14 protein-coding genes are annotated in these 20,097 nt (G+C 70.0%); 6 read left to right on the top strand and 8 right to left on the bottom strand.

Annotation, left to right across the window (positions count from 1 at the left end):
- Positions 1-71: 71 nt before the first annotated feature.
- Positions 72-764 (top strand): MOSC domain-containing protein, encoded by a 693-nt coding sequence (locus tag ACLQ2N_RS07145; RefSeq protein WP_425810175.1) that lies wholly within the window; start codon positions 72-74, stop codon positions 762-764.
- A 199-nt stretch (positions 765-963) separates the two neighbouring features.
- Positions 964-3,678: an aconitate hydratase AcnA gene (acnA, locus tag ACLQ2N_RS07140; RefSeq protein ID WP_425810173.1), complete on the top strand. Its 2,715-nt coding sequence runs from the start codon at positions 964-966 to the stop codon at positions 3,676-3,678.
- 88 nt (positions 3,679-3,766) lie between these two features.
- Here acnA and ACLQ2N_RS07135 read toward each other — a convergent pair whose 3' ends face one another.
- Both ACLQ2N_RS07135 and ACLQ2N_RS07130 read right to left on the bottom strand, forming a co-directional pair.
- Positions 3,767-4,669: an FG-GAP repeat domain-containing protein gene (locus ACLQ2N_RS07135; RefSeq protein ID WP_425810171.1), complete on the bottom strand. Its 903-nt coding sequence runs from the start codon at positions 4,667-4,669 to the stop codon at positions 3,767-3,769.
- A gap of 136 nt (positions 4,670-4,805) precedes the next feature.
- Positions 4,806-5,660, bottom strand: a complete 855-nt coding sequence (locus tag ACLQ2N_RS07130) for an FG-GAP repeat domain-containing protein (protein WP_425810169.1) — start codon at positions 5,658-5,660, stop codon at positions 4,806-4,808.
- Positions 5,661-5,930: 270 nt separating this feature from the next.
- On the opposite strand from ACLQ2N_RS07130, the gene ACLQ2N_RS07125 reads away from it, so the two are divergent.
- Complete coding sequence (locus ACLQ2N_RS07125; protein ID WP_425810167.1) at positions 5,931-6,191, top strand: GlsB/YeaQ/YmgE family stress response membrane protein; 261 nt, start codon at positions 5,931-5,933, stop codon at positions 6,189-6,191.
- Between the two features lie 68 nt (positions 6,192-6,259).
- Here ACLQ2N_RS07125 and ACLQ2N_RS07120 read toward each other — a convergent pair whose 3' ends face one another.
- Genes ACLQ2N_RS07120 through ACLQ2N_RS07105 form a run of 4 tightly spaced genes read right to left on the bottom strand, consistent with a single transcriptional unit; the run spans position 6,260 to position 10,697 of the window.
- Positions 6,260-7,639 (bottom strand): GH1 family beta-glucosidase, encoded by a 1,380-nt coding sequence (locus tag ACLQ2N_RS07120; RefSeq protein WP_425810165.1) that lies wholly within the window; start codon positions 7,637-7,639, stop codon positions 6,260-6,262.
- 8 nt (positions 7,640-7,647) lie between these two features.
- Complete coding sequence (locus ACLQ2N_RS07115) at positions 7,648-8,502, bottom strand: carbohydrate ABC transporter permease (protein WP_425810163.1); 855 nt, start codon at positions 8,500-8,502, stop codon at positions 7,648-7,650.
- Positions 8,503-8,507: 5 nt separating this feature from the next.
- Positions 8,508-9,455: a carbohydrate ABC transporter permease gene (locus tag ACLQ2N_RS07110; protein WP_425810161.1), complete on the bottom strand. Its 948-nt coding sequence runs from the start codon at positions 9,453-9,455 to the stop codon at positions 8,508-8,510.
- 12 nt (positions 9,456-9,467) lie between these two features.
- Positions 9,468-10,697, bottom strand: a complete 1,230-nt coding sequence (locus tag ACLQ2N_RS07105; RefSeq protein ID WP_425810159.1) for an ABC transporter substrate-binding protein — start codon at positions 10,695-10,697, stop codon at positions 9,468-9,470.
- Between the two features lie 269 nt (positions 10,698-10,966).
- Between ACLQ2N_RS07105 and yicI the strand changes: the two genes are divergently transcribed.
- Positions 10,967-13,219 carry an alpha-xylosidase gene (gene yicI, locus ACLQ2N_RS07100; protein WP_425810157.1) on the top strand — a complete coding sequence of 751 codons (2,253 nt, stop codon included), beginning with the start codon at positions 10,967-10,969 and terminating at the stop codon, positions 13,217-13,219.
- Here yicI and ACLQ2N_RS07095 read toward each other — a convergent pair.
- The gene (locus ACLQ2N_RS07095) at positions 13,188-14,360 is read right to left on the bottom strand and encodes an alpha/beta hydrolase (RefSeq protein WP_425810155.1); all 1,173 of its coding nucleotides are present in this window, start codon (positions 14,358-14,360) and stop codon (positions 13,188-13,190) included. The two genes, yicI and ACLQ2N_RS07095, sit on opposite strands and share 32 nt — an antisense overlap.
- A gap of 156 nt (positions 14,361-14,516) precedes the next feature.
- On the opposite strand from ACLQ2N_RS07095, the gene ACLQ2N_RS07090 reads away from it, so the two are divergent.
- Both ACLQ2N_RS07090 and ACLQ2N_RS07085 read left to right on the top strand, forming a co-directional pair.
- Complete coding sequence (locus tag ACLQ2N_RS07090) at positions 14,517-15,410, top strand: LysR family transcriptional regulator (protein WP_425810241.1); 894 nt, start codon at positions 14,517-14,519, stop codon at positions 15,408-15,410.
- 125 nt (positions 15,411-15,535) lie between these two features.
- Complete coding sequence (locus ACLQ2N_RS07085) at positions 15,536-16,180, top strand: histidine phosphatase family protein (protein WP_425810153.1); 645 nt, start codon at positions 15,536-15,538, stop codon at positions 16,178-16,180.
- A gap of 60 nt (positions 16,181-16,240) precedes the next feature.
- On the opposite strand, the gene ACLQ2N_RS07080 is transcribed toward ACLQ2N_RS07085, so the two are convergent.
- The gene (locus ACLQ2N_RS07080) at positions 16,241-19,807 is read right to left on the bottom strand and encodes a GH92 family glycosyl hydrolase (RefSeq protein ID WP_425810151.1); all 3,567 of its coding nucleotides are present in this window, start codon (positions 19,805-19,807) and stop codon (positions 16,241-16,243) included.
- Positions 19,808-20,097 lie beyond the last annotated feature (290 nt).

Raw genomic sequence — 20,097 nt, 5'->3', positions numbered from 1 at the left:
GGCGGGTGAGTGAAGGGCGGTGCCCGAAACTCCCTCGCGTCCGTGCCAGGTCGCTCATAGGGTCCCGGCTCATGGATTCCCACGGCACACACGTGCTCTCCGTCAACATCGGCCGTCCCCGCCCCAACCCCTGGAAGGGGATCAGCGCGACCGGCATCGACAAGCGGCCCGTCGACGGGCCGGTCGCGGTGGCCGCCCCCGGGCCCAAGGGCACCGGCGCCGTCGGCCTGGCCGGTGACCGCGCCTACGACGTGAAGCACCACGGCGGCACCGACCAGGCCGTCTACGCCTACGCGCGCGAGGACCTGGACGGCTGGGAGGCCGAGCTGGGCCGGCCGCTCGCCAACGGGGTGTTCGGCGAGAACCTCACCACCCTCGGCGTGGACGTCAACGGCGCCCTGATCGGGGAGCGGTGGCGGATCGGGCCCGACGTCGTGCTGGAGGTGTCGTGCTCGCGGATACCGTGCGCGACGTTCCAGGGCTGGCTGGAGCGGGACGGCTGGATCAAGCGGTTCACCCGGGCGGCCCTGCCCGGCGCGTACCTCCGGGTGATCGAGCCGGGCGAGATCCGCTCCGGCGACCGCCTGGAGATCGTGCACCGGCCCGCCCACGAGGTGACCGTCGCGCTGGAGTTCCGGGCCATGACCCTGGAGCCGGAGCTGCTGCCGCTCCTCGCGGTGGCGGACGCGCTCCCCGAGGAGGGCAAGGAGCTGATCCGCCGCCGCACGCGCGCCACGCCGCCGCCGGGGGGCGCCCGGACATGACCCTTCCGCGGTCATGTACTAGAGTTATCTCGACATCGAGATATATGCCGAAGGCGCACAGCGGGCCGCCTCAAGGTAAGGGCTACCTAACTAAGCCTTACCTCAGCGGATGGTCCGGTGGTCCGAGGCGGCACCACGCGGCGCCCGCCGTGGTGAGGCGCGGCGCGGAGTTACGCGCACATTGATGAAGGAGACTGTCGTGTCGGCGAACAGCTTCGACGCCCGCAGCACGCTGCGCGTGGGCGACGAGTCGTACGAGATCTTCAAGCTGGACAAGGTCGAGGGCTCCGCGCGCCTCCCTTACAGCCTGAAGGTGCTGCTGGAGAACCTGCTCCGCACGGAGGACGGCGCGAACATCACCGCCGACCACATCCGCGCGCTCGGCGGCTGGGACTCCCAGGCGCAGCCCAGCCAGGAGATCCAGTTCACGCCGGCCCGCGTGATCATGCAGGACTTCACCGGTGTGCCCTGCGTCGTGGACCTCGCGACCATGCGCGAGGCCGTCAAGGAGCTCGGCGGCGACCCGGAGCGGATCAACCCGCTCGCCCCGGCCGAGCTGGTCATCGACCACTCCGTCATCGCCGACAAGTTCGGCACGAAGGAAGCCTTCGGCCAGAACGTCGAGCTGGAGTACGGCCGCAACAAGGAGCGCTACCAGTTCCTGCGCTGGGGCCAGACCGCGTTCAGCGAGTTCAAGGTCGTCCCGCCGGGCACCGGCATCGTCCACCAGGTCAACATCGAGCACCTGGCCCGTACGGTCATGGTCCGGGGCGGCCAGGCGTACCCCGACACCCTCGTCGGCACCGACTCGCACACCACCATGGTCAACGGCCTCGGCGTGCTGGGCTGGGGCGTCGGCGGCATCGAGGCCGAGGCCGCGATGCTCGGCCAGCCGGTCTCCATGCTCATCCCGCGCGTCGTCGGCTTCAAGCTGACCGGCGAGCTCCCGGCCGGCACCACCGCCACCGACCTGGTGCTGACCATCACCGAGATGCTCCGCAAGCACGGCGTCGTCGGCAAGTTCGTGGAGTTCTACGGGGAGGGCGTCGCCGCCACCTCGCTGGCCAACCGCGCCACCATCGGCAACATGTCGCCGGAGTTCGGCTCCACCGCCGCGATCTTCCCGATCGACGACGAGACGCTGAAGTACCTGCGCCTGACCGGCCGTGACGAGCAGCAGGTCGCCCTGGTCGAGGCGTACGCCAAGGAGCAGGGCCTCTGGCTGGACCCGGCCGCCGAGCCGGACTTCTCCGAGAAGCTGGAGCTCGACCTCTCCACGGTCGTCCCCTCCATCGCCGGCCCGAAGCGCCCGCAGGACCGCATCGTCCTCGCCAACGCCAAGGCCCAGTTCGCCCAGGACGTCCGCAACTACGTGGACTGCGTGGACGAGGCGGGCAAGGAGTCCTTCCCGGCCTCCGACTCCCCGGCCATCGGCGCCGCCGGCCCGACCAACCCGGTCACGGTCACCGCCCCCGACGGCTCCACGTACGAGCTGGACCACGGCGCCGTCACCGTCGCCGCGATTACCTCGTGCACCAACACCTCGAACCCGTACGTCATGGTCGCCGCGGCGCTCGTGGCGAAGAAGGCGGTCGAGAAGGGCCTGACCCGCAAGCCGTGGGTCAAGACCACCCTCGCCCCGGGCTCGAAGGTCGTCACCGACTACTTCGACAAGGCGGGCCTGACCCCGTACCTCGACAAGGTCGGCTTCAACCTCGTCGGCTACGGCTGCACCACCTGCATCGGCAACTCCGGCCCGCTGCCGGAGGAGGTCTCCAAGGCGGTCAACGAGCACGACCTGGCCGTGACCTCGGTGCTCTCCGGCAACCGCAACTTCGAGGGCCGGATCAACCCCGACGTCAAGATGAACTACCTGGCGTCCCCGCCGCTGGTCGTCGCGTACGCCATCGCCGGTTCGATGAAGGTGGACATCACCAAGGACGCGCTCGGCGTCGACCAGGACGGCAAGCCCGTCCACCTGGCCGACATCTGGCCCTCCGAGGCCGAGGTCAACGACGTCGTGGCGAACGCCATCGGCGAGGACATGTTCAACAAGTCCTACCAGGACGTCTTCGCGGGCGACGCCCAGTGGCAGGCGCTGTCCATCCCGACCGGCAACACCTTCGAGTGGGACGCCGAGTCCACCTACGTGCGCAAGCCCCCGTACTTCGAGGGCATGACCATGGAGACCTCGCCGGTCGAGGACATCACCGGCGCCCGGGTCCTGGCCAAGCTGGGCGACTCGGTCACCACCGACCACATCTCCCCGGCCGGTGCGATCAAGGCCGACACCCCGGCCGGCCAGTACCTCACGGAGCACGGCATCGAGCGCCGTGACTTCAACTCCTACGGCTCGCGCCGTGGCAACCACGAGGTCATGATCCGCGGCACGTTCGCCAACATCCGCCTGCGCAACCAGATCGCGCCGGGCACCGAGGGCGGCTTCACCCGCGACTTCACCCAGGACGGCGGTCCGGTGTCGTTCATCTACGACGCCTCGCAGAACTACCAGGCCGCCGGCACCCCGCTGGTCATCCTGGCCGGCAAGGAGTACGGCTCCGGCTCGTCCCGCGACTGGGCGGCCAAGGGCACCGCGCTCCTCGGCGTCAAGGCCGTCATCGCCGAGTCCTACGAGCGCATCCACCGCTCGAACCTCATCGGCATGGGCGTCCTGCCGCTCCAGTTCCCGGAGGGCCAGACCGCCGAGTCCCTCGGCCTCACGGGCGAGGAGACCTTCTCCGTCACCGGCGTCACCGAGCTGAACGACGGCACGACCCCGCGCACGGTCAAGGTCACCACCGACACCGGCGTCGAGTTCGACGGCGTCGTCCGCATCGACACCCCCGGTGAGGCGGACTACTACCGCAACGGCGGCATCCTGCAGTACGTGCTCCGCAGCCTGATCCGCAAGTAGGGATCGGCGGCAGTACGGCGAGAGGGCCGCACCCCCGGTGACGGGGGTGCGGCCCTCTCGCATGTTCGGCGAGGAACCGCCGAGCGGATCAGAACAGGAACTTGTAGCTGTCCCAGCCGCTCGTGCCGATCTGCTTCTTGGCCTTGAACGGGGCCGCGGCGTTGCCGGTGCCGCTGTACAGGTACAGCGCGCCGCCCTTGCGGGCGATGAGGTCGGTCTTGCCGTCCAGGTCCACGTCACCCGTGGAGACCAGACGGTTGTACTGGCTCCAGCCGCTGCCGATCTTGGTGCGCTTGCCGAACGGGGCGGTCTGGCTGCCGGTGCCCTTGTACAGCCACAGGACGCCGGCCTTGTCGCGGGCGACGACGTCGTTCTTGCCGTCACCGTTCAGGTCGCCGTTCCCGGCGATCTCGTTGTAGATGTCCCAGCCGTAGCCCACCTTGATGCGCTTGGTGACCTTGCCGTCGCCGTACCCGAGGTACACGTACAGGTCGCCGTTGGTGGCGCGGGCGAGGATGTCGCCGGCGGCGGCGCCGCCGATCTGGCCCGGGGAGACGATCTTGTTGTAGATGTTCCAGCCGTAGCCGATCTTGACGGCCGACGCGTCGAACTTGAGGTAGCCCATGTCGCCGTTGGTCTCGCGGAACCAGAGACCGTCGCTGTCGCCGTCGTTCTGGTGGTCGACCTGCATGAGCGCGGAGACGCCGAGCCAGCCCTTGCCCGCGTACTCGCGGGCGGACAGGCCGCCCTTGCCGTTGGGCAGGTACGAGTAGGCGGTGCCCGCCGAGTTCGTGCCGTACAGCGCGAACGACGGGGTGACCGCGGCGGCCGAGGTGGCCGCCGCGGGCGCGTCTGCCGCGGCACCGAGCGAGGGCTGCGGGGCGTCGGCGGCCACGGCGGAGGTTCCGGTGGCGACGAGGGCGGCGGTGAGCGCCGCGGCTGCCGCGCGAGCGGCTATGCGCATGTGGTGCCGGCCAGTGGTTTTGGCCACAAGTGCTCCATGGATCGTGAAGTGGGAGCGGCCCGCCGCACCTTGGCGGCGGGCCACCGATTCAGCCGAATCGTGTCACGATTTCGGGCGTGAAACCTGCACGTTTCGTCATGAGTGTGTAACCACTGTGACCGGCTCAGAAGAAGAGGCGGTACGAGTTCCAGCCCGAGGTGCCGATGAGGGACTTCGGCTTGAAGGGGGCGGCCGCGTCGCCCGTGCCCTCGTACAGGTACAGCTCGCCCTTGGAGTTGCGGGCGACCAGGTCGGTCCGGCCGTCCATGGTCAGGTCACCGGCGGCGAAGAGGGTGTTGTACTGGTTCCAGCCGCTGCCGATCTTGGTGCGCTTGGCGTACGGCGCCTTCTGGTTGCCGGTGCCCTTGTACAGCCACAGGACGCCGGACTTGTCGCGGGCGACGATGTCGTTCTTGCCGTCGCCGCTCAGGTCGCCGTTGCCGGCGATCTGGGTGTAGATGTCCCAGCCGTAGCCGACCTTCAGGCGCTTGGTGACCTTGCCGTCGCCGTAGCCCAGGTACAGGTAGACGTCGCCCTTCTTGTCGCGGGCGAGCAGGTCGCCGGCCTCGGCGCCGCCGAACTGACCGACCGAGACCACCGTGTTGTAGGTGTCCCAGCCGTAACCGACCTTCACCGCGTCGGAGTTGTCGGCGGCGTAGTACCAGAGGTTGCCCGAGGTGCCGAGCTGCCAGCGGCCGTCCGCGACGTTGTCCGCGTTGTGGTCGACCTGGCCGACGAAGGCGAGGCCCGAGAAGTTGCCGGGGAACTCGACGCGCTTCTCGAGCGTGCCGTCACCGACCGGCGTGTAGTGGTACGCGGCGCCGGAGCTGTCGATGCCCTGGAGGCTGAACAGCGGTGCGTCGCCGACGTCGGCGGCGGAGGCGGCGGACGCGCCGGTGACGACCAGGGCCGCGGTTATCGCGGCGGCGGCGAGACGGGCGGCAGCCCGTCCGGGCCGACGGCCAGAGATCTTGGCCACGTGTGTTCTCCATGGATGGTGGGACGAGGCGTGACGCGCCGCGGGATACGGGGACACGCCACGGAATTGAGGGTGATCCTTTCACGACTCCCTCACGTCTCCAAGGGTTTGTCGAAATGAGGCAAACGCAACGCCTTCGCCCCGGTATGCGGACACCGCGAAGGGACCGGACGCCCTTCCTTCGCGGCGGCATGCGTACACCGGTGCGTGCCGGGCAGGCGGAAGTCAGCTTCCCGAAACCAGTCGGACAGCGGTAGAAGAGGAGTTGTCGTGTCATTTCTGTGGGCCATCATCGCGGGACTCATCATCGGTCTGCTGGCCAAGCTGGTCGTCCCCGGCCGCCAGCCCATTCCCCTGTGGCTGACCGTCCTGCTCGGCATCGTCGGTGCCATCGCGGGCAATGCCCTCGCCACCGCCTTCGGTGTGCGGGACACCGGGGGGATCGACTGGATCCGCCACATCTTCCAGATCGGTGTCGCCGCCGTGCTCATCGCCTTCCTCAGCCCGGTGTGGGCCCGACGACGCGCCTGACCGGCCACCCGTACGACGAACGCCCTGTCCACCGCGCACAGCGGTGGACAGGGCGTTCGTCGCGTGGCTCAGCCCCGGTGCGCCGCGATCAGCGCCTGATACCAGCGGTAGCTGTCCTTCGGGGTGCGCTCCAGGGTGTCGTAGTCGACCCGGACGATGCCGAACCGCTTCGCGTACCCGAGCGCCCACTCGAAGTTGTCCAGCAGCGACCACACGTAGTAGCCCCGCACATCGACGCCCGCGTCCATCGCGGACCGCAGCGCCGCCAGATGCGTACGCAGGTACTCCACCCGGTCCGCGTCCCGCACCGCACCGTCCGCGTCCACGGTGTCGTGCTCCGCCGAGCCGTTCTCCGTGATGTGCACCGGCGGCAGCGCGTCCCCGTAGGTGTCCTTCAGCGCGGTCAGCAGATCGGTGAAGGACTCCGGGACGACGGGCCAGCCCATCGCCGTCCGCCGCACGTCCGGGTACTGCCCCTCGGCGTACCGGTTGTCCGTGGCGACCCGCAGCGCGGGGTCCGGCTCGCGGTGCGGGGCGTCGGCCACCACGATCGGGCGGTAGTAGTTGATGCCCAGGAAGTCCAGGGGCTGGGAGATCAGGTCGAGGTCGCCGTCGCGCCGGAAGTCCTGCCCGGTGATCAGCTCGCCCCAGGTCTCCTCCTCGGTGGCCGGGTAGCGGCCCGCGAGGATCGGCTCCGTCCACACCAGGTTGTGCTGGGTGTCCGCGCGGACCACCGCGGCCCGGTCGGCGTCCGTCGGGGCGGCCGGGACGTTGCGGTCCAGGTTCAGCGTGATGCCCGCCTCGCGGACCCCCGCGGCCCGCAGCGCCTTCATCGCCAGGCCGTGGCCGACGAGCAGGTGGTGCGCGGCGGCCAGGGCACCGCGCCCCTCCTTGGCACCGGGCGCGTGCCGGCCCACGGAGTAGCCGAGGAAGGCGCTGCACCACGGCTCGTTGAGGGTGATCCAGCGCGGCACCCGGTCGGCCAGGTGCTCCGCCACGACCGCGGTGTACTCGCCGAACCGCTCGGCCGTCTCCCGTACGCGCCAGCCGCCCCGGTCCTCCAGGGCCTGCGGCAGGTCCCAGTGGTAGAGGGTGGCGGCCGGCTCGATGCCCGCCTCCAGGAGCTCGTCCACCAGCCGGGAGTAGAAGTCCAGGCCCTTCGGGTTCACCGCGCCGGAACCCTCCGGCAGGATGCGCGACCAGGCGATCGAGAAACGGTATGAACCGACCCCCAGCTCCCGCAGCAGCGCCACGTCCTCGCGGTAGCGGTGGTAGTGGTCACAGGCCACGTCACCCGTGTCGCCGCCGTCCGTCTTCCCGGGCGTGTGGCTGTACGTGTCCCAGATGGACGGACCGCGTCCGTCCTCCCGCGCGGCGCCCTCGATCTGGTACGAGGCCGTGGCCGCGCCGAAAACGAAGCCGGGCGGGAAGACCGGGAAGTCACTCATGGATACCCCTACTTGACCGAGCCACCGGTGATCCCGGCGGCGATGTACTTCTGCGACAGGACGAGCAGCACCGCCGCCGGCACCGCGGACAGCACGGAAGCGGCCATCACCGAGCCCCAGTCGCCGACATGGGCGCCGATGTACTGGTAGATGCCCAGCGTGATCGGCTTCACGTCGTCCGTGGTGTTCAGCGTCAGCGCGAACATGAAGTCGCTCCACGCGTACAGGAACGAGAACAGCCCGGCCGTGATCAGCGAGTTACGGCTCATCGGCAGCACGACCTGCACGAAGGTCCGGAACCGTCCGGCCCCGTCGACCTCGGCGGCCTCGATGACCTCGCGCGGGATCGCCACCATGAACGACCGCATCAGCACGATCGCGAACGGGATGCCGAGCGAGGCGTCGGCCAGCATCAGACCGGCGTACGAGTTGACCAGGCCGAGATCCACGTACGCGCTGTACAGGGCGTTGGCGATGACGATGCCCGGCACCATCTGGGTGATCAGCGTGCCGAAGACGATCGTCTTCGTGCCGCGCAGCTTGAACTGCGCCAGCCCGTACGCGGCGGGCGCCGAGATCGCCAGGCAGATCACGACCGCGCCCAGCGCCACCGCGAGCGAGGTCAGCAGGTTGCCGCCCTGGTCGGTGAGCGCCGAGCGGAAGCCCGACAGGTCCAGGCCGTGCGGGACGGGGTCGACCTCCAGCAGCCCGGACTCGGGCTGGAGCGCGGTGTTCACCATCCAGTACAGCGGGAACAGCATCACGCACAGCACCAGGATACCGAAGACCATGGCGCCCCAGCGCCGCTTCGGCCGGCCGTTGGTCCGCGTGGGCGCGGCGGGGGTACGCACGGTGCTCGCCATGCCGGTCACTTCCCCTCGTTGCGGTTGGCCCGCAGGTAGAACACCGCGAAGACGGCGGAGATCAGGATCAGGATGTTGCCGACCACGGCACCGGCCCCGAAGTCCAGCTGGACGAAGGAGTTCTGGTACGTGAGGGTGCCGAGGGTCTGCGTGGAGTCGGCGGGTCCGCCGTCGGTGAGCGCCAGGATGAGGTCGAGGATCTTGACCGTCGACATGAAGCCGAGCACCAGGACCACGGTGATCACCGGCCGCAGCATCGGCAGCGTGATCGAGCGGAAGGTCCGCCAGGCGGAGGCACCGTCCAGCGAGGCGGCCTCGTACAGCTCCTTGGGGACCTCCTGGAGGCCGCCGTAGAGGATCACCATGTTGAACGGGATGCCGATCCAGATGTTCACCAGGATCACCGAGATCAGCGCCATGCTCGTGCTGGTCAGCCACGGGGTGTCGCCGCCGAGGCCGACGGTGCCGAGGAACGAGTTGAGGACACCGGTGTCCTGGTCGAGGATGCGCCGCCAGACGACGCCCGAGACGACCATCGGCACCAGCCACGGCAGCAGGATGAGCGACCGGAGCACGCCGTTCAGCGGGAAGCGGCGGTTGAAGAAGACCGCGAGGCCGAGGCCGATGCAGAACTGCCCGATCAGCGAGCCGATCGTGAACAGGATGGTGTGCCACAGGGCCTTGCCGAAGAGCTCGTCGTTGAAGACCTTGCTCCAGTTGTCCGTTCCGTTGAACGGGGACTTGCCCGTGAAGAACGTGGACGGCGAGTAGTCCTGGAAGCTCATCACGATGTTGCGGACGAGCGGGTAGCCGAAGAACAGCGCCATGAAGATCACGGCGGGGGCGATGAAGCCCCACTGGGCGAGACGCCTGCGGCGCCGGACGCGGGCGGGGTTCGGCTGCTTCGCGGCCTTCTCGGTCACGAGCGCCGGGGCGGCGGTGGTGGTCGACATGGTTCGGATACCTCAGTTCCCGCTCGTCGCGCGCTTCTGGGCGCGGGTGAGGGCGGCCTCGCTCGACTCGCCGGTCAGGGCGGACTGGAACGCGCTCTGGAGCGCGAGGGAGACGGACGACCACCGCGCGCCGAGCTTGGCGGTACGCGACCGGGCCGTGGCGACCTGGTCGGCCAGGGCGTCCAGCTCGGGTACCTTCTTGCGCCACTCGGCGGCGGCCTTCTCGTTGGCCGGGACCATCCAGCTGTTCAGCGCGTAGGTGATCTGCTCCTGCTCGCCGGACATGCAGCCGATGATCTTCGCGGACATCTTCTCGCGCTTCTCGTCACCGGTGTTGGGCACGGTCAGCACGCCGCCGCCCAGCGGGCCCACCGAGTCGTCCCCGGCCTTCGGGACCGGGATCTCGGCGATGCCCCAGTGCAGCCCCTTCTTGGAGTTCAGGGTCTCCACCTGCCAGGGGCCGTTGATCATCATGGCCGCGTTGCCCGCCATGAACTGGTCGTTCACGTCGGCCTGGGTCCAGTTGACCGTCGACTTGGACAGGGAGCCGTCCTTGAGGAGGCTCTTCCAGTAGTCCAGCGCCCCGGCCACCTCGGGGCTGTCGAGCTTGGTCTCGTCGCCGCCGTTGGACCACATGAAGGGCGTGAACTGGAAGACGCCGTCCTCCGCGCCGCCCGCGCTGAGCGCCAGGCCGTACCGCTTGCCCCGCGTGAGCTGCTTCGCGGTCTCGCGCATCTCGGCCCAGGTGGTGGGGACCTTCAGGCCGGCCTTGTCGAGGGTGTCCTTGTTGTAGAAGAGCGCCAGCGTGTTCACCGTGCGGGCCGCCCCGTAGTACGTCCCCTCGTACGAGCCGAAGTTCACGATCCCCTCGGGGATGTTCTTCGTGGTCAGGCCGAGGTCCTTCAGCGGGATCAGCCCGCCGGCCTCGGCGAACGTCGGCATCTCGGAGGCGTCCAGCTGGAGCACGTCGGGCAGGGACTTCGAGGACGCCATCCGCAGCGCCTTGGTCATCACCTGGGAGGCCGGGACGCTCTGCTGCTCGATGGTCACCCCCAACTGCTTGCTGCACCGGGCCAGCGTCTGGGCGTCCCAGCGGTGGTACGACTCGTCGGTCGACGAGTTCAGAACCGTGTAGACGTCGGGGTCCCGCTGCTGGCCGCAGCCCGACAGGACCGCACCGCCGATCAGCGCGGAAACGACGGTGAGCGGGACGGCGACCCGTGGGGTGAAGCGGTTCGACATTCAGCTGCCTCTTGTCGGCAAGGGCCCGGGCGGCTGCGCTGCCGTCCGACCGATTTGTTTGCTGCCAGTACTAATACGGCATGTGGCCCTTCGTTTTCTAGACCGTCCTGGTGACGTGCACGTCACACAGGGGCAACATGCCCGCTCGCAGGGGGTCCGAGCGCCGGTGTCGAGGCGGATTCAGAGGTTCCGATCGGTGAATCGAAGCGCTTCGAAAATTATTTGTTTTGTGTACGATCAAAATCAGGACCCACAGGAACGGACCCCCCATGAAGTTCACCGACGGCTTCTGGCAGATGCGAGACGGTGTCCACGCCTCGTACGCCACCGAACTCCGCGATCTCCGCCTCGCCCCCGACCGCCTCACCGCCTACGCGGCGGTCCAGCGCGTGACCCGGCGCGGGGACACCCTGAACGCCCCGCTGATCACCGTGGAGGCCTACGCCCCCGCCGAAGGCGTCATCGGGGTCCGCGTGACCCATCTGGCGGGCAAGCGCCACCCGGGCCCCGACTTCGCGCTGCCCGGCGCCACCGGTGACCCCTCCGCCGCGACCCGCGAGGACGGCGGGGCCGCCGAACTGACCAGCGGGCCGCTCACCCTCCGGCTCCCCGCCGGCGACGGCTTCGGCATGGAGTTCCGGGACGCCGACGGGCGCGTCCTGACCGCCGCCGGGCGCAAGGGGACCGCCTTCGCCACGACCGGCGACGGCGCCCACCACATGTTCGCCCAGCTCGCGCTGGGCGTCGGCGAGACGATCCACGGGCTCGGCGAGCGGTTCACCCCGTACGTCAAGAACGGCCAGGTCGTCGACATGTGGCAGGCGGACGGGGGGACCAGCAGCGAGCAGGCGTACAAGAACGTCCCGTTCTACCTCTCCTCGCGCGGCTACGGCGTCTTCGTCAACCACCCCGGGAAGGTCTCCTTCGAGGTCGGCTCCGAGGCGGTCGGCCAGGTGCAGTTCAGCGTCGAGGACCAGACGCTGGAGTACTTCGTCGTCGCCGGACCCACCCCCAAGGAGGTGCTGGCCCGCTACACCGCGCTGACCGGCCGCCCGGCCCTGCCCCCGGCCTGGTCCTTCGGCCTCTGGCTGACCACCTCGTTCACCACCGCGTACGACGAGGAGACCGTCACCTCGTTCGTGGACGGCATGGCCGAGCGGGGCATCCCGCTCTCCGTCTTCCACTTCGACTGCTTCTGGATGCGCGAATACCAGTGGTGCGACTTCGAGTGGGACCCGGACGTCTTCCCCGACCCGGAGGGCATGCTCGCCCGGCTCAAGGACAAGGGCCTCAAGATCTGCGTCTGGATCAACCCGTACATCGCGCAGAAGAGCCCCCTGTACGCGGAGGGCGCGGCCAAGGGCTACTTCGTGCGCACCCGTGAGGGCGACGTCTGGCAGTGGGACAAGTGGCAGGCCGGCATGGCGCTGGTGGACTTCACCAACCCGGAGGCCACCGCCTGGTTCCAGGGCAAGCTGCGCACCCTCCTCGGCCAGGGCGTCGACGGCTTCAAGACGGACTTCGGCGAGCGCATCCCCACCGACGTCGTCTGGCACGACGGCTCCGACCCGGAGCGCATGCACAACTACTACACGCACCTGTACAACAAGGCCGTCTTCGAGCTCCTGGAGAAGGAGCGCGGCCAGGGCGAGGCCGTGCTCTTCGCCCGCTCCGCCACGGCCGGCGGCCAGCAGTTCCCCGTGCACTGGGGCGGCGACTGCTGGTCCTCCTTCGAGGCGATGGCGGAGTCCCTGCGCGGCGGCCTCTCACTGAGCCTGTCCGGCTTCGGCTTCTGGAGCCATGACATCGGCGGCTTCGAGGGCACCCCGGACCCGGCGGTCTTCAAGCGCTGGCTCGCCTTCGGCCTGCTCTCCTCGCACAGCCGGCTGCACGGCTCCTCGTCGTACCGCGTGCCGTGGGAGTTCGGCGACGAGGCGGTCGAGGTCGCCCGGCGCTTCACGGAGCTGAAGCACCGCCTGATGCCCTACCTGTACGGGGCGGCCGTCGAGGCCCACCGCACCGGCGTCCCCGTCATGCGCCCGATGCTCCTGGAGTTCCCGGACGACCCGGCCGCCCGCACCGCCGACCGGCAGTACATGCTCGGCCCCGACCTCCTGGTCGCCCCGGTCTTCAGCGAGGACGGCGAGGTGGAGTACTACGTCCCCGAGGGCACCTGGACCCATCTGCTCACCGGCGAGACCGTCACCGGCCCGGCCTGGCACCGGGACACCTACGGCTTCGACAGCCTCCCGCTGCTGGTCCGCCCCGGCGCGGTCCTCCCGCTCGGCGCGGACACCTCCCGGCCCGACGGCGACTGGACGGACCACCTCCAGCTGCGCGTGTACGCCCCCGAGGGCACCGGCGACCTCCACCGCACGGTGACCGTCCCCGGCCTGACGGGCGAACCCGCCGCCACGTACGAGGTGGTCCGCGAGGGCGGCGCACTCCGCGTCACCGCCGACACGGACCGGCCGTACGAGGCGGTGGACGTCACCGCCGGGGTGAGCGCTCCCGCGATCTGACCCAGGCGGTGAACGCCTCGACCGCGTCCACCACCGCGTCGAAGCGGAGCGAGTGGTACAGGTCGAAGGCGTGGTGCCCGCCGCGCAGCTCGGCGTAGACCACCGGGCTCTCGGACGCGTCGCGCAGCCCCTCGGCGACCTCGCGGATGCCGGCCACCGGCACCAGCGGGTCCAGGTCGCCGTGGACGATCAGCATGGGCGGCGCGTCCGGCCGGGCATGGCCCAGCGGGGACGACTCGGGGCCCTGGTGCCAGTACGCGCCCAGGAATCCGTTCAGCACGACGACCCCGCTGACCGAGGTGTCGGCGTCCTCGAAGCCCGGCTGGAACGCGGGGTCGTCGGAGGTCAGCGCGGCGATCGCGCCCATGTGGCCGCCCGCCGAGCTGCCCGCCACGAACAGGGTCGAGGGGTCGGCCCCGTACGCGTGGGCGTGCTCACGCGCCCAGGCGATCACCCGTTTCAGGTCGATCATGTGCTCGGGGTGCCGGACCTGCGGCTTCAGCCGGTAGTTGGCGCTGATGGTCACCCAGCCCCGGCTCGCCAGCCGGTACAGGAGCGGCAGCGACTGGCTGTTCTTGTGGCCGCCGGTGTAGCCGCCGCCGTGCATGTGGATCAGCACGGGCGCCCCCTGCGGGCGGGCGCGGTGGTGGTACACGTCGAGCAGATTGCGGCGCCCCGCCTCCCCGTACGACAGGCCGGCCACCCTCCGCACGTCCCGGCGGCGCTTCAGGACCGGAACGAACAGGACGCGGAGCCACGGGGGCCGGCGCCGCAGCCCCTCGGCGAGGTCCGCGTCGATCTCGGCGCGCCAGCCCCGGCCCAGCCCCTCGGCCATCGCGCCCTCGACCCGGTCCCGCTCACCCCACGCGCGGTGGGCGACCACCGCGAGCCCGGGCACGGTCAGGGCGGCCAGCGCGACGACCCCCCAGGCGCCCGGCGAGTCCAGGACGTCGTCCTGGGCGAAGGCCATGGCCGTGGGGACGAGCAGCATCCAGAAGAAGGCGGCGAACGGCAGCTCGTTGGCGGCCAGGCCGAGCAGATAGCTGGGGCGTCCCAGCGGGTGCTCCCACGGCACCGGTCTCAGCGCACACCACGTGCCGATCGCGACGATGAGCACGGGGATCAGATATCCGACAGGCACGGCACCTCCTGGAACGGCAGCCGGGTCTGCCTGCTCGCGCGCACCCCCGGTCGAAGGTGGCGCCCACCAGTCTTCCCCGGCGCCCGACAGGCATCAACGGCCGGACTGGTAACGTCTTTTGACTCTGGGCTAAAGAATCCGGGGGCGGACGTGGAGATGCGGGAGATCGAGATATTCCTGACGCTCGCCGAGGAGCTGCACTTCAGCCGCACCGCCGAGCGGCTGGGCGTCAGCCCCGGCCGGGTCAGCCAGCTGGTCAAGAAGCAGGAACGCCTCATCGGCGGCCCTCTCTTCGACCGCACCACCCGCACCGTGCGCCTCTCCCCCCTCGGCGAGCAGCTGTACGAGGCGCTGAAGCGCGGCCACGAGCAGATCACCCAGGGCATCGAGGCCGCCAAGGCCACCGCCCGGGGCACCAGGGGCACCCTGACCCTCGGCACCATGGGCCCGTACGCCCTCCAGATCAAGGCCACGCTCGGCCTCTTCCAGGCCCGCCACCCCGACGCCCGCGTCCGGCACCGCGAGATCCAGCCCGCCTCACCGCTCGACCTGCTCCGGTCGGGCGATGTGGACATGGTGTACGTATGGCTGCCCGTCGACGGGCCCGGGCTGACCGTCCGGCCGACCGCGCACACCTCCGCGCTGCTCCTCATGGTCTCCGCCGGGCACCCCTTCGCGAAGCGGGAGTCCGTCTGCCTGGAGGACTTCGGCGACTGCGCCGTGGTCGAGGGCGGATCGATCCCCTCCGCCATGGAGGAGGCCCTCAACCCGCGGTACACCCCCTCCGGCCGCCCGGTCCGCCGGGGCCCCCGGGTCACCACCTGGCAGGAGGCGCTCAGCGTCGTCGCCTCGGGCCAGGCCGCCGCCGCCGTACCGGCCGAGACGCCGGACTTCTACGCCTGGCCGAGCCTGGCCTTCGTCCCCATCCGCGACGCGCCTCCCTGCCGGTGGGCCCTGGTCTGGCGGACCGCGGCGGAGTCACCGCTCATCCGGGCGTTCGCCGAGGCGTCGGCCGACGCCGGACGGCTCCGGGACGAGCCGGCCACGTAGGCGCATCAGGTCACTCACGGGCGCGCCCGCCCTCCCCGCCCCGGCCGGAATGCGATCGTGGACCGGCGGGTTAGCGCCTGTACAGAACGTGAGCGGTAACAGCACTGAGAGCGGATGGCCTTCACATGGGCGAGCTGATCCTGATCCGGCACGGCGAGACCGAGTGGTCCCGCAACGGGCGCCACACGAGCCACACCGATCTGCCCCTGACCCCCCTCGGCGAGCGCCAGGCCCGCGCCCTGGCCCCCCTGCTCGCCGACCGGTCCATCGCGCTCACCCTGGTCAGCCCCCTGGTCCGGGCCCGGCGCACCGCCGAACTCGCCGGGCTCGCCGCGCCCCGCATCACCCCGGAGCTGCGCGAGTGGGACTACGGCGGCTACGAGGGCATCACCACGGACGAGATCCGCCGTACCCGGCCCGACTGGAACCTCTGGACCGACGGCGTGGGCGCCGGTCCCGCGGCCCACCCCGGCGAGACCCCGGCACAGGTGGGGGACCGGGCCGACCGGGTGCTGGCCGAGGTCGCGGAGGCGGCCGGGCGGGCCGGTGACGAGGACATCGTGCTCGTCGCCCACTCCCACTTCCTGCGCGTCCTGACCGCCCGCTACCTGGGCCTGACCCCGGCCGAGGGCACGCTCTTCCAGCTGGCCACGGGCGCCGTGTCCCGGCTGGGCCGGGAACACGGCAACCCGGTCATCACCGCGTGGAACGTCACGCTGCCGGAGAGCCTGTTCCCGGCGGCGGTCCCGGAGACACCGGAACGGACCTGAGTACGCGGACGGCCGGCAGCCCACGGGGAGCTGCCGGCCGTCCGCGTAAGCGGGGTGGGGTCAGGCGATCAGCTCCACCTCCGCGAGCGACGCCTCACCGTCGAACACCAGCCGGTAGTGCGCGTACGAGCCGGGGGACTTCACGGAGAAGGCCCGCGTCTGCTTGTCCCAGGTGAAGGACTGGCCGGACCGCTTGTCGAGGTCCTTCCAGCTCTTGCCGTCCGACGAGCCCTGGAGCACCCAGCCGGCCGGTGCCGTCGCCCTGGCGGCCGAGGTCAGCGTGTACTGGACGCCCTTCGTGGCGGACGGGACGGGCAGCTCGACCGTGGCGGCGGTGCCGGTGGTGGCCGAGGTGTCGTCGAACAGCGGCCCCTCGCCCTTCAGCACGTCCTTCTTCGGCGACGGCACCTGGTCGTCCTGGGTGAGGGAGACCGGGGCGTCGTTCTTTCCGGTGCCCCAGGCGGACGGCTTCGGGCCCATGTCGAAGTCCAGCGTCCCGCCCTTGGCCAGCAGGTCGTGCGGCAGCGACGTGGAGGTCCACTTCTCGCCGTTCACCTTCAGGCCCTGGACGTAGATGTTCTTCGCGCTGTTCCGCGGCGCCTTCACGACCAGCGTGCGGCCGTTCTCCAGGTGCACCGTCGCCTTGGTGAAGAGCGGCGAGCCGATCGCGTACTCGCCACTGCCCATCACCAGCGGGTAGAAGCCGAGCGAGGAGAAGAGGAACCAGGCCGACTGCTCGCCGTTGTCCTCGTCGCCGTGGTAGCCCTGGCCGATCTCGCTGCCCGTGTACAGCCGGCCCAGGACCTCGCGGACCTTCTCCTGCGTCTTGTACGGCTGCGAGGCCGCGTCGTACATGTACGTGACGTGGTGGGCGACCTGGTTGCTGTGCCCGTACTGGCCCATCCGTACGTCACGGGCCTCCGTCATCTCGTGGATGACCCCGCCGTAGCTGCCCGCGAACTCCGGGGTGCCGGTCTCCGGGGTGGCGAAGTAGGTGTCCAGCTTCTTGGCGAGGCCGTCCCGGCCGCCGTACAGGTTGGCGAGGCCCCTGCTGTCCTGCGGAGCGGTGAAGGCGTAGCCCCAGCCGTTGGTCTCCGTGTAGTCGTAGCCCCAGACCCGCGGGTCGTACAGGCCGGACGGCAGCCGCCAGTCGCCCTTGGCGTCCTTGCCCTGGAAGAAGCCGGCCTTGTCGTCGAACAGCTCCACGTAGTCGCGGGCCCGGTTCATGAAGTACGCGGACTCGTCCTTGTAGCGCTGCTCGTGCGTCTTCGCGTAGAGCGCCTCGCCCATCTTCGCGATGCCGTAGTCGTTGACATAGCCCTCCATCGACCAGGACATGCCCTCGTGGGTCGTGGTGTCGGCGTACCCCTTGAACGGGGACGTCTCCATCCCCTTGCGGCCCACGCCCGAGGACGGCGGGACGACCGTCGCGTTCTTCACGGCCGCGTCGTACGCCGCCTTCGCGTCGAACTTCACGCCCTTGACGTACGCGTCGGCGAACGCCACGTCCGAGGAGGTGCCGGTCATCAGGTCCGCGTAACCGGGGGAGGACCAGCGTGAGATCCAGCCGCCGTCCTTGTACTGCTGGACGAAGCCGTCCACCATCTCGCCGGCCTTCGCCGGCGTCAGCAGGGAGTAGGCCGGCCAGGTCGTCCGGTAGGTGTCCCAGAAGCCGTTGTTGACGTACACCTTGCCGTCCACGATCTTCGCGCCGGTGTGCGTCGGGGTGTCCGAGCCGGTCTGCGGCGAGAAGGGGGAGGCGTACTTGTCCTTGCCGTCGACCCTCTCGGAACCCGAGTTCGGGTACAGGTAGAGCCGGTACAGGCTGGAGTACAGCGTGGTCAGCTGATCGGCGGTGGCGCCCTCGACCTCCACCTTGCCGAGCAGGCCGTCCCAGGCGTCCCGCGCCGTGTCCTCGACCCGGCCGAAGGAGCGCGAGGCGGGGATCTCGGCGGCCAGGTTCTTCTTCGCCTGGTCGATGCTGATCAGCGAGGTCGCCAGGCGCAGGTTCACCGTGCGGTCCCTGCCCGCGTCGAAGCGCAGGTAGCCGGTGACGTCCTCACCGCCGCCGCCCGAGAGCTTGCCGCTCGCGGTGACCGGCGCGTCGAAGACGCCGTACACGAACAGGCGCGTCGCCCCGGTCGAGCCGCCGCTCTTCACGTCCGAGAAGCCGGTGAACGAGCTGGTCGCCGGATCCAGGGTGAGCCCGCCGTCGTTGGAGACGTTGTCGAAGACGATGCTCGCGTCCTTGCCCGGGTACGTGAACCGCATCCGCGCCGCGTGGTCGGTCGGCGTCATCTCGGCCTTGAGGCCGTTCTCGAACGTCACCCCGTAGTAGTGCGGCCGCGCGGTCTCGTTCTCGTGCCTGAACGGCAGCGCGCGGGCCGTGCGCGAGGCGTCCGGGGTGCCGGAGGCCGCCGACGGCATCAGCTGGAAGGTCTGCCGGTCGCCCATCCAGGGGCTCGGCTCGTGGCTCGCGGCGAACGCCTGCAGGGTGGGCAGGTTGTCGTCGTTGTTGCCCCGCGCGTAGTCGTAGAGCCAGCTGGTCGAGCCGGCGTTGGTGACCGGCGTCCAGAAGTTGAAGCCGTTGGGGACCGCCGTCGCGGGGAAGTTGTTGCCGCGCGAGAAGGAGCCGCTGGAGTTGGTGCCCCGGATGGTGGAGGCGTAGTCCGCGAGGTGCGCCTTGCGCTTCTCCGGCTTCGCGGGCGCGATCTCCAGGTCGTCGATCCAGCCCTGGAACTTCGCCGGGCCCTTGGGGGAGTCGTACGCGACCAGGATGCGGTCGACGGTCTTGCCCGCGGCGACGGTGCCGATGCCGGCCTCGACCTTGTTCCACTGGTTGACGTAGAGCCGCTTGGCGTCCGCCTGGCCCTGCGGCGTCAGCAGCCCGCCGTTGCTGTCGGTGGCGTGCAGGTCGCTCAGGTAGGTGCCGTCCGTGAAGGCCAGGTCCACCGCGACGTGCGTGGCCGGGTAGGACAGGTCCGTCTCGCCCATCTGGGGGTAGACCAGGTAGGACAGCTCGGTGTCCCGGGTGATCCGGGTGTTCACGTCGAACACCTTGTTGTACGAGTACGCCCGGCCGTCCGCCTTGTGGGTGCCCGCGTACCGCAGCGCCTTCTTGCCGGTGAAGCCCGCGCCGGCCTTGGCCGTGGGGGAGCCGGAGGGGCCGTTGCCGATCTGCGTGCGCATGTCGGAGGGCGCGGGGGCGGAGGTGTCGCCGTCGGAGAACTGGACGTCGGCGAGCTGGGTGGCGTCGGTCACGCCGTTGTTCTTCGTGATGTTCAGGCGGAAGTGCTGGTACGCCTTGTCCGCCTGAAAGTCGTACGACTTGGTCTGGAAGCGCTCGCTGAAGGTCTGGCCGGTCCGGGTGTCCAGGTCCGTCCAGGTCTTGCCGTCCTCGGAGCCCTGGAGCGTCCAGTCCTTCGGGTCGCGCTCGTCGTGGTCGTCGGCGGAGGTGAGCGCGTACGTCACGACCTTCACCGGCTCGGTGAGGTCGAACTCCAGCCAGGCGGTGGGCTCGAACGACAGCCACTTCGTACGGGATTCGCCGTCCACGAGGTTTTCCTTCACCTCGTCGCCGCCGGTGTTCTCGTCGCTGGCGCGGACGTCGGTGACCCGGTCGGTCACATTGCCCGGTATTCCGGAGGAGAACCCGCCATCGACACCCGATGACCGCTTTTTTCCGTCGGGGCCCTCTTCCACGGAATTGCGCCAGTCGGGCTGCTTTTCGTCTTCTTCGAAGGACGTGCTGAACGTCCGGTCGCCCGTGGGCCGTTGGCCCCTCGGGCCTGACCCTGCCGATTGAGCGGCGGCCGCCGTGGGGGCTGTCACGACCAAGGCCAATGAGGCCGCGATCAGCGCTGCCGTGCTGCTTCGTCTCGTACGAGAACGGTGTCGGGGGTGCATGCCGAGCCATT

The organism is Streptomyces sp. DT224, from assembly GCF_049844595.1.
In the GTDB taxonomy this organism is placed as follows: domain Bacteria; phylum Actinomycetota; class Actinomycetes; order Streptomycetales; family Streptomycetaceae; genus Streptomyces.
Note: the sequence above shows the minus strand (reverse complement) of the source record. Positions and strands in the feature narration are given on the sequence as shown.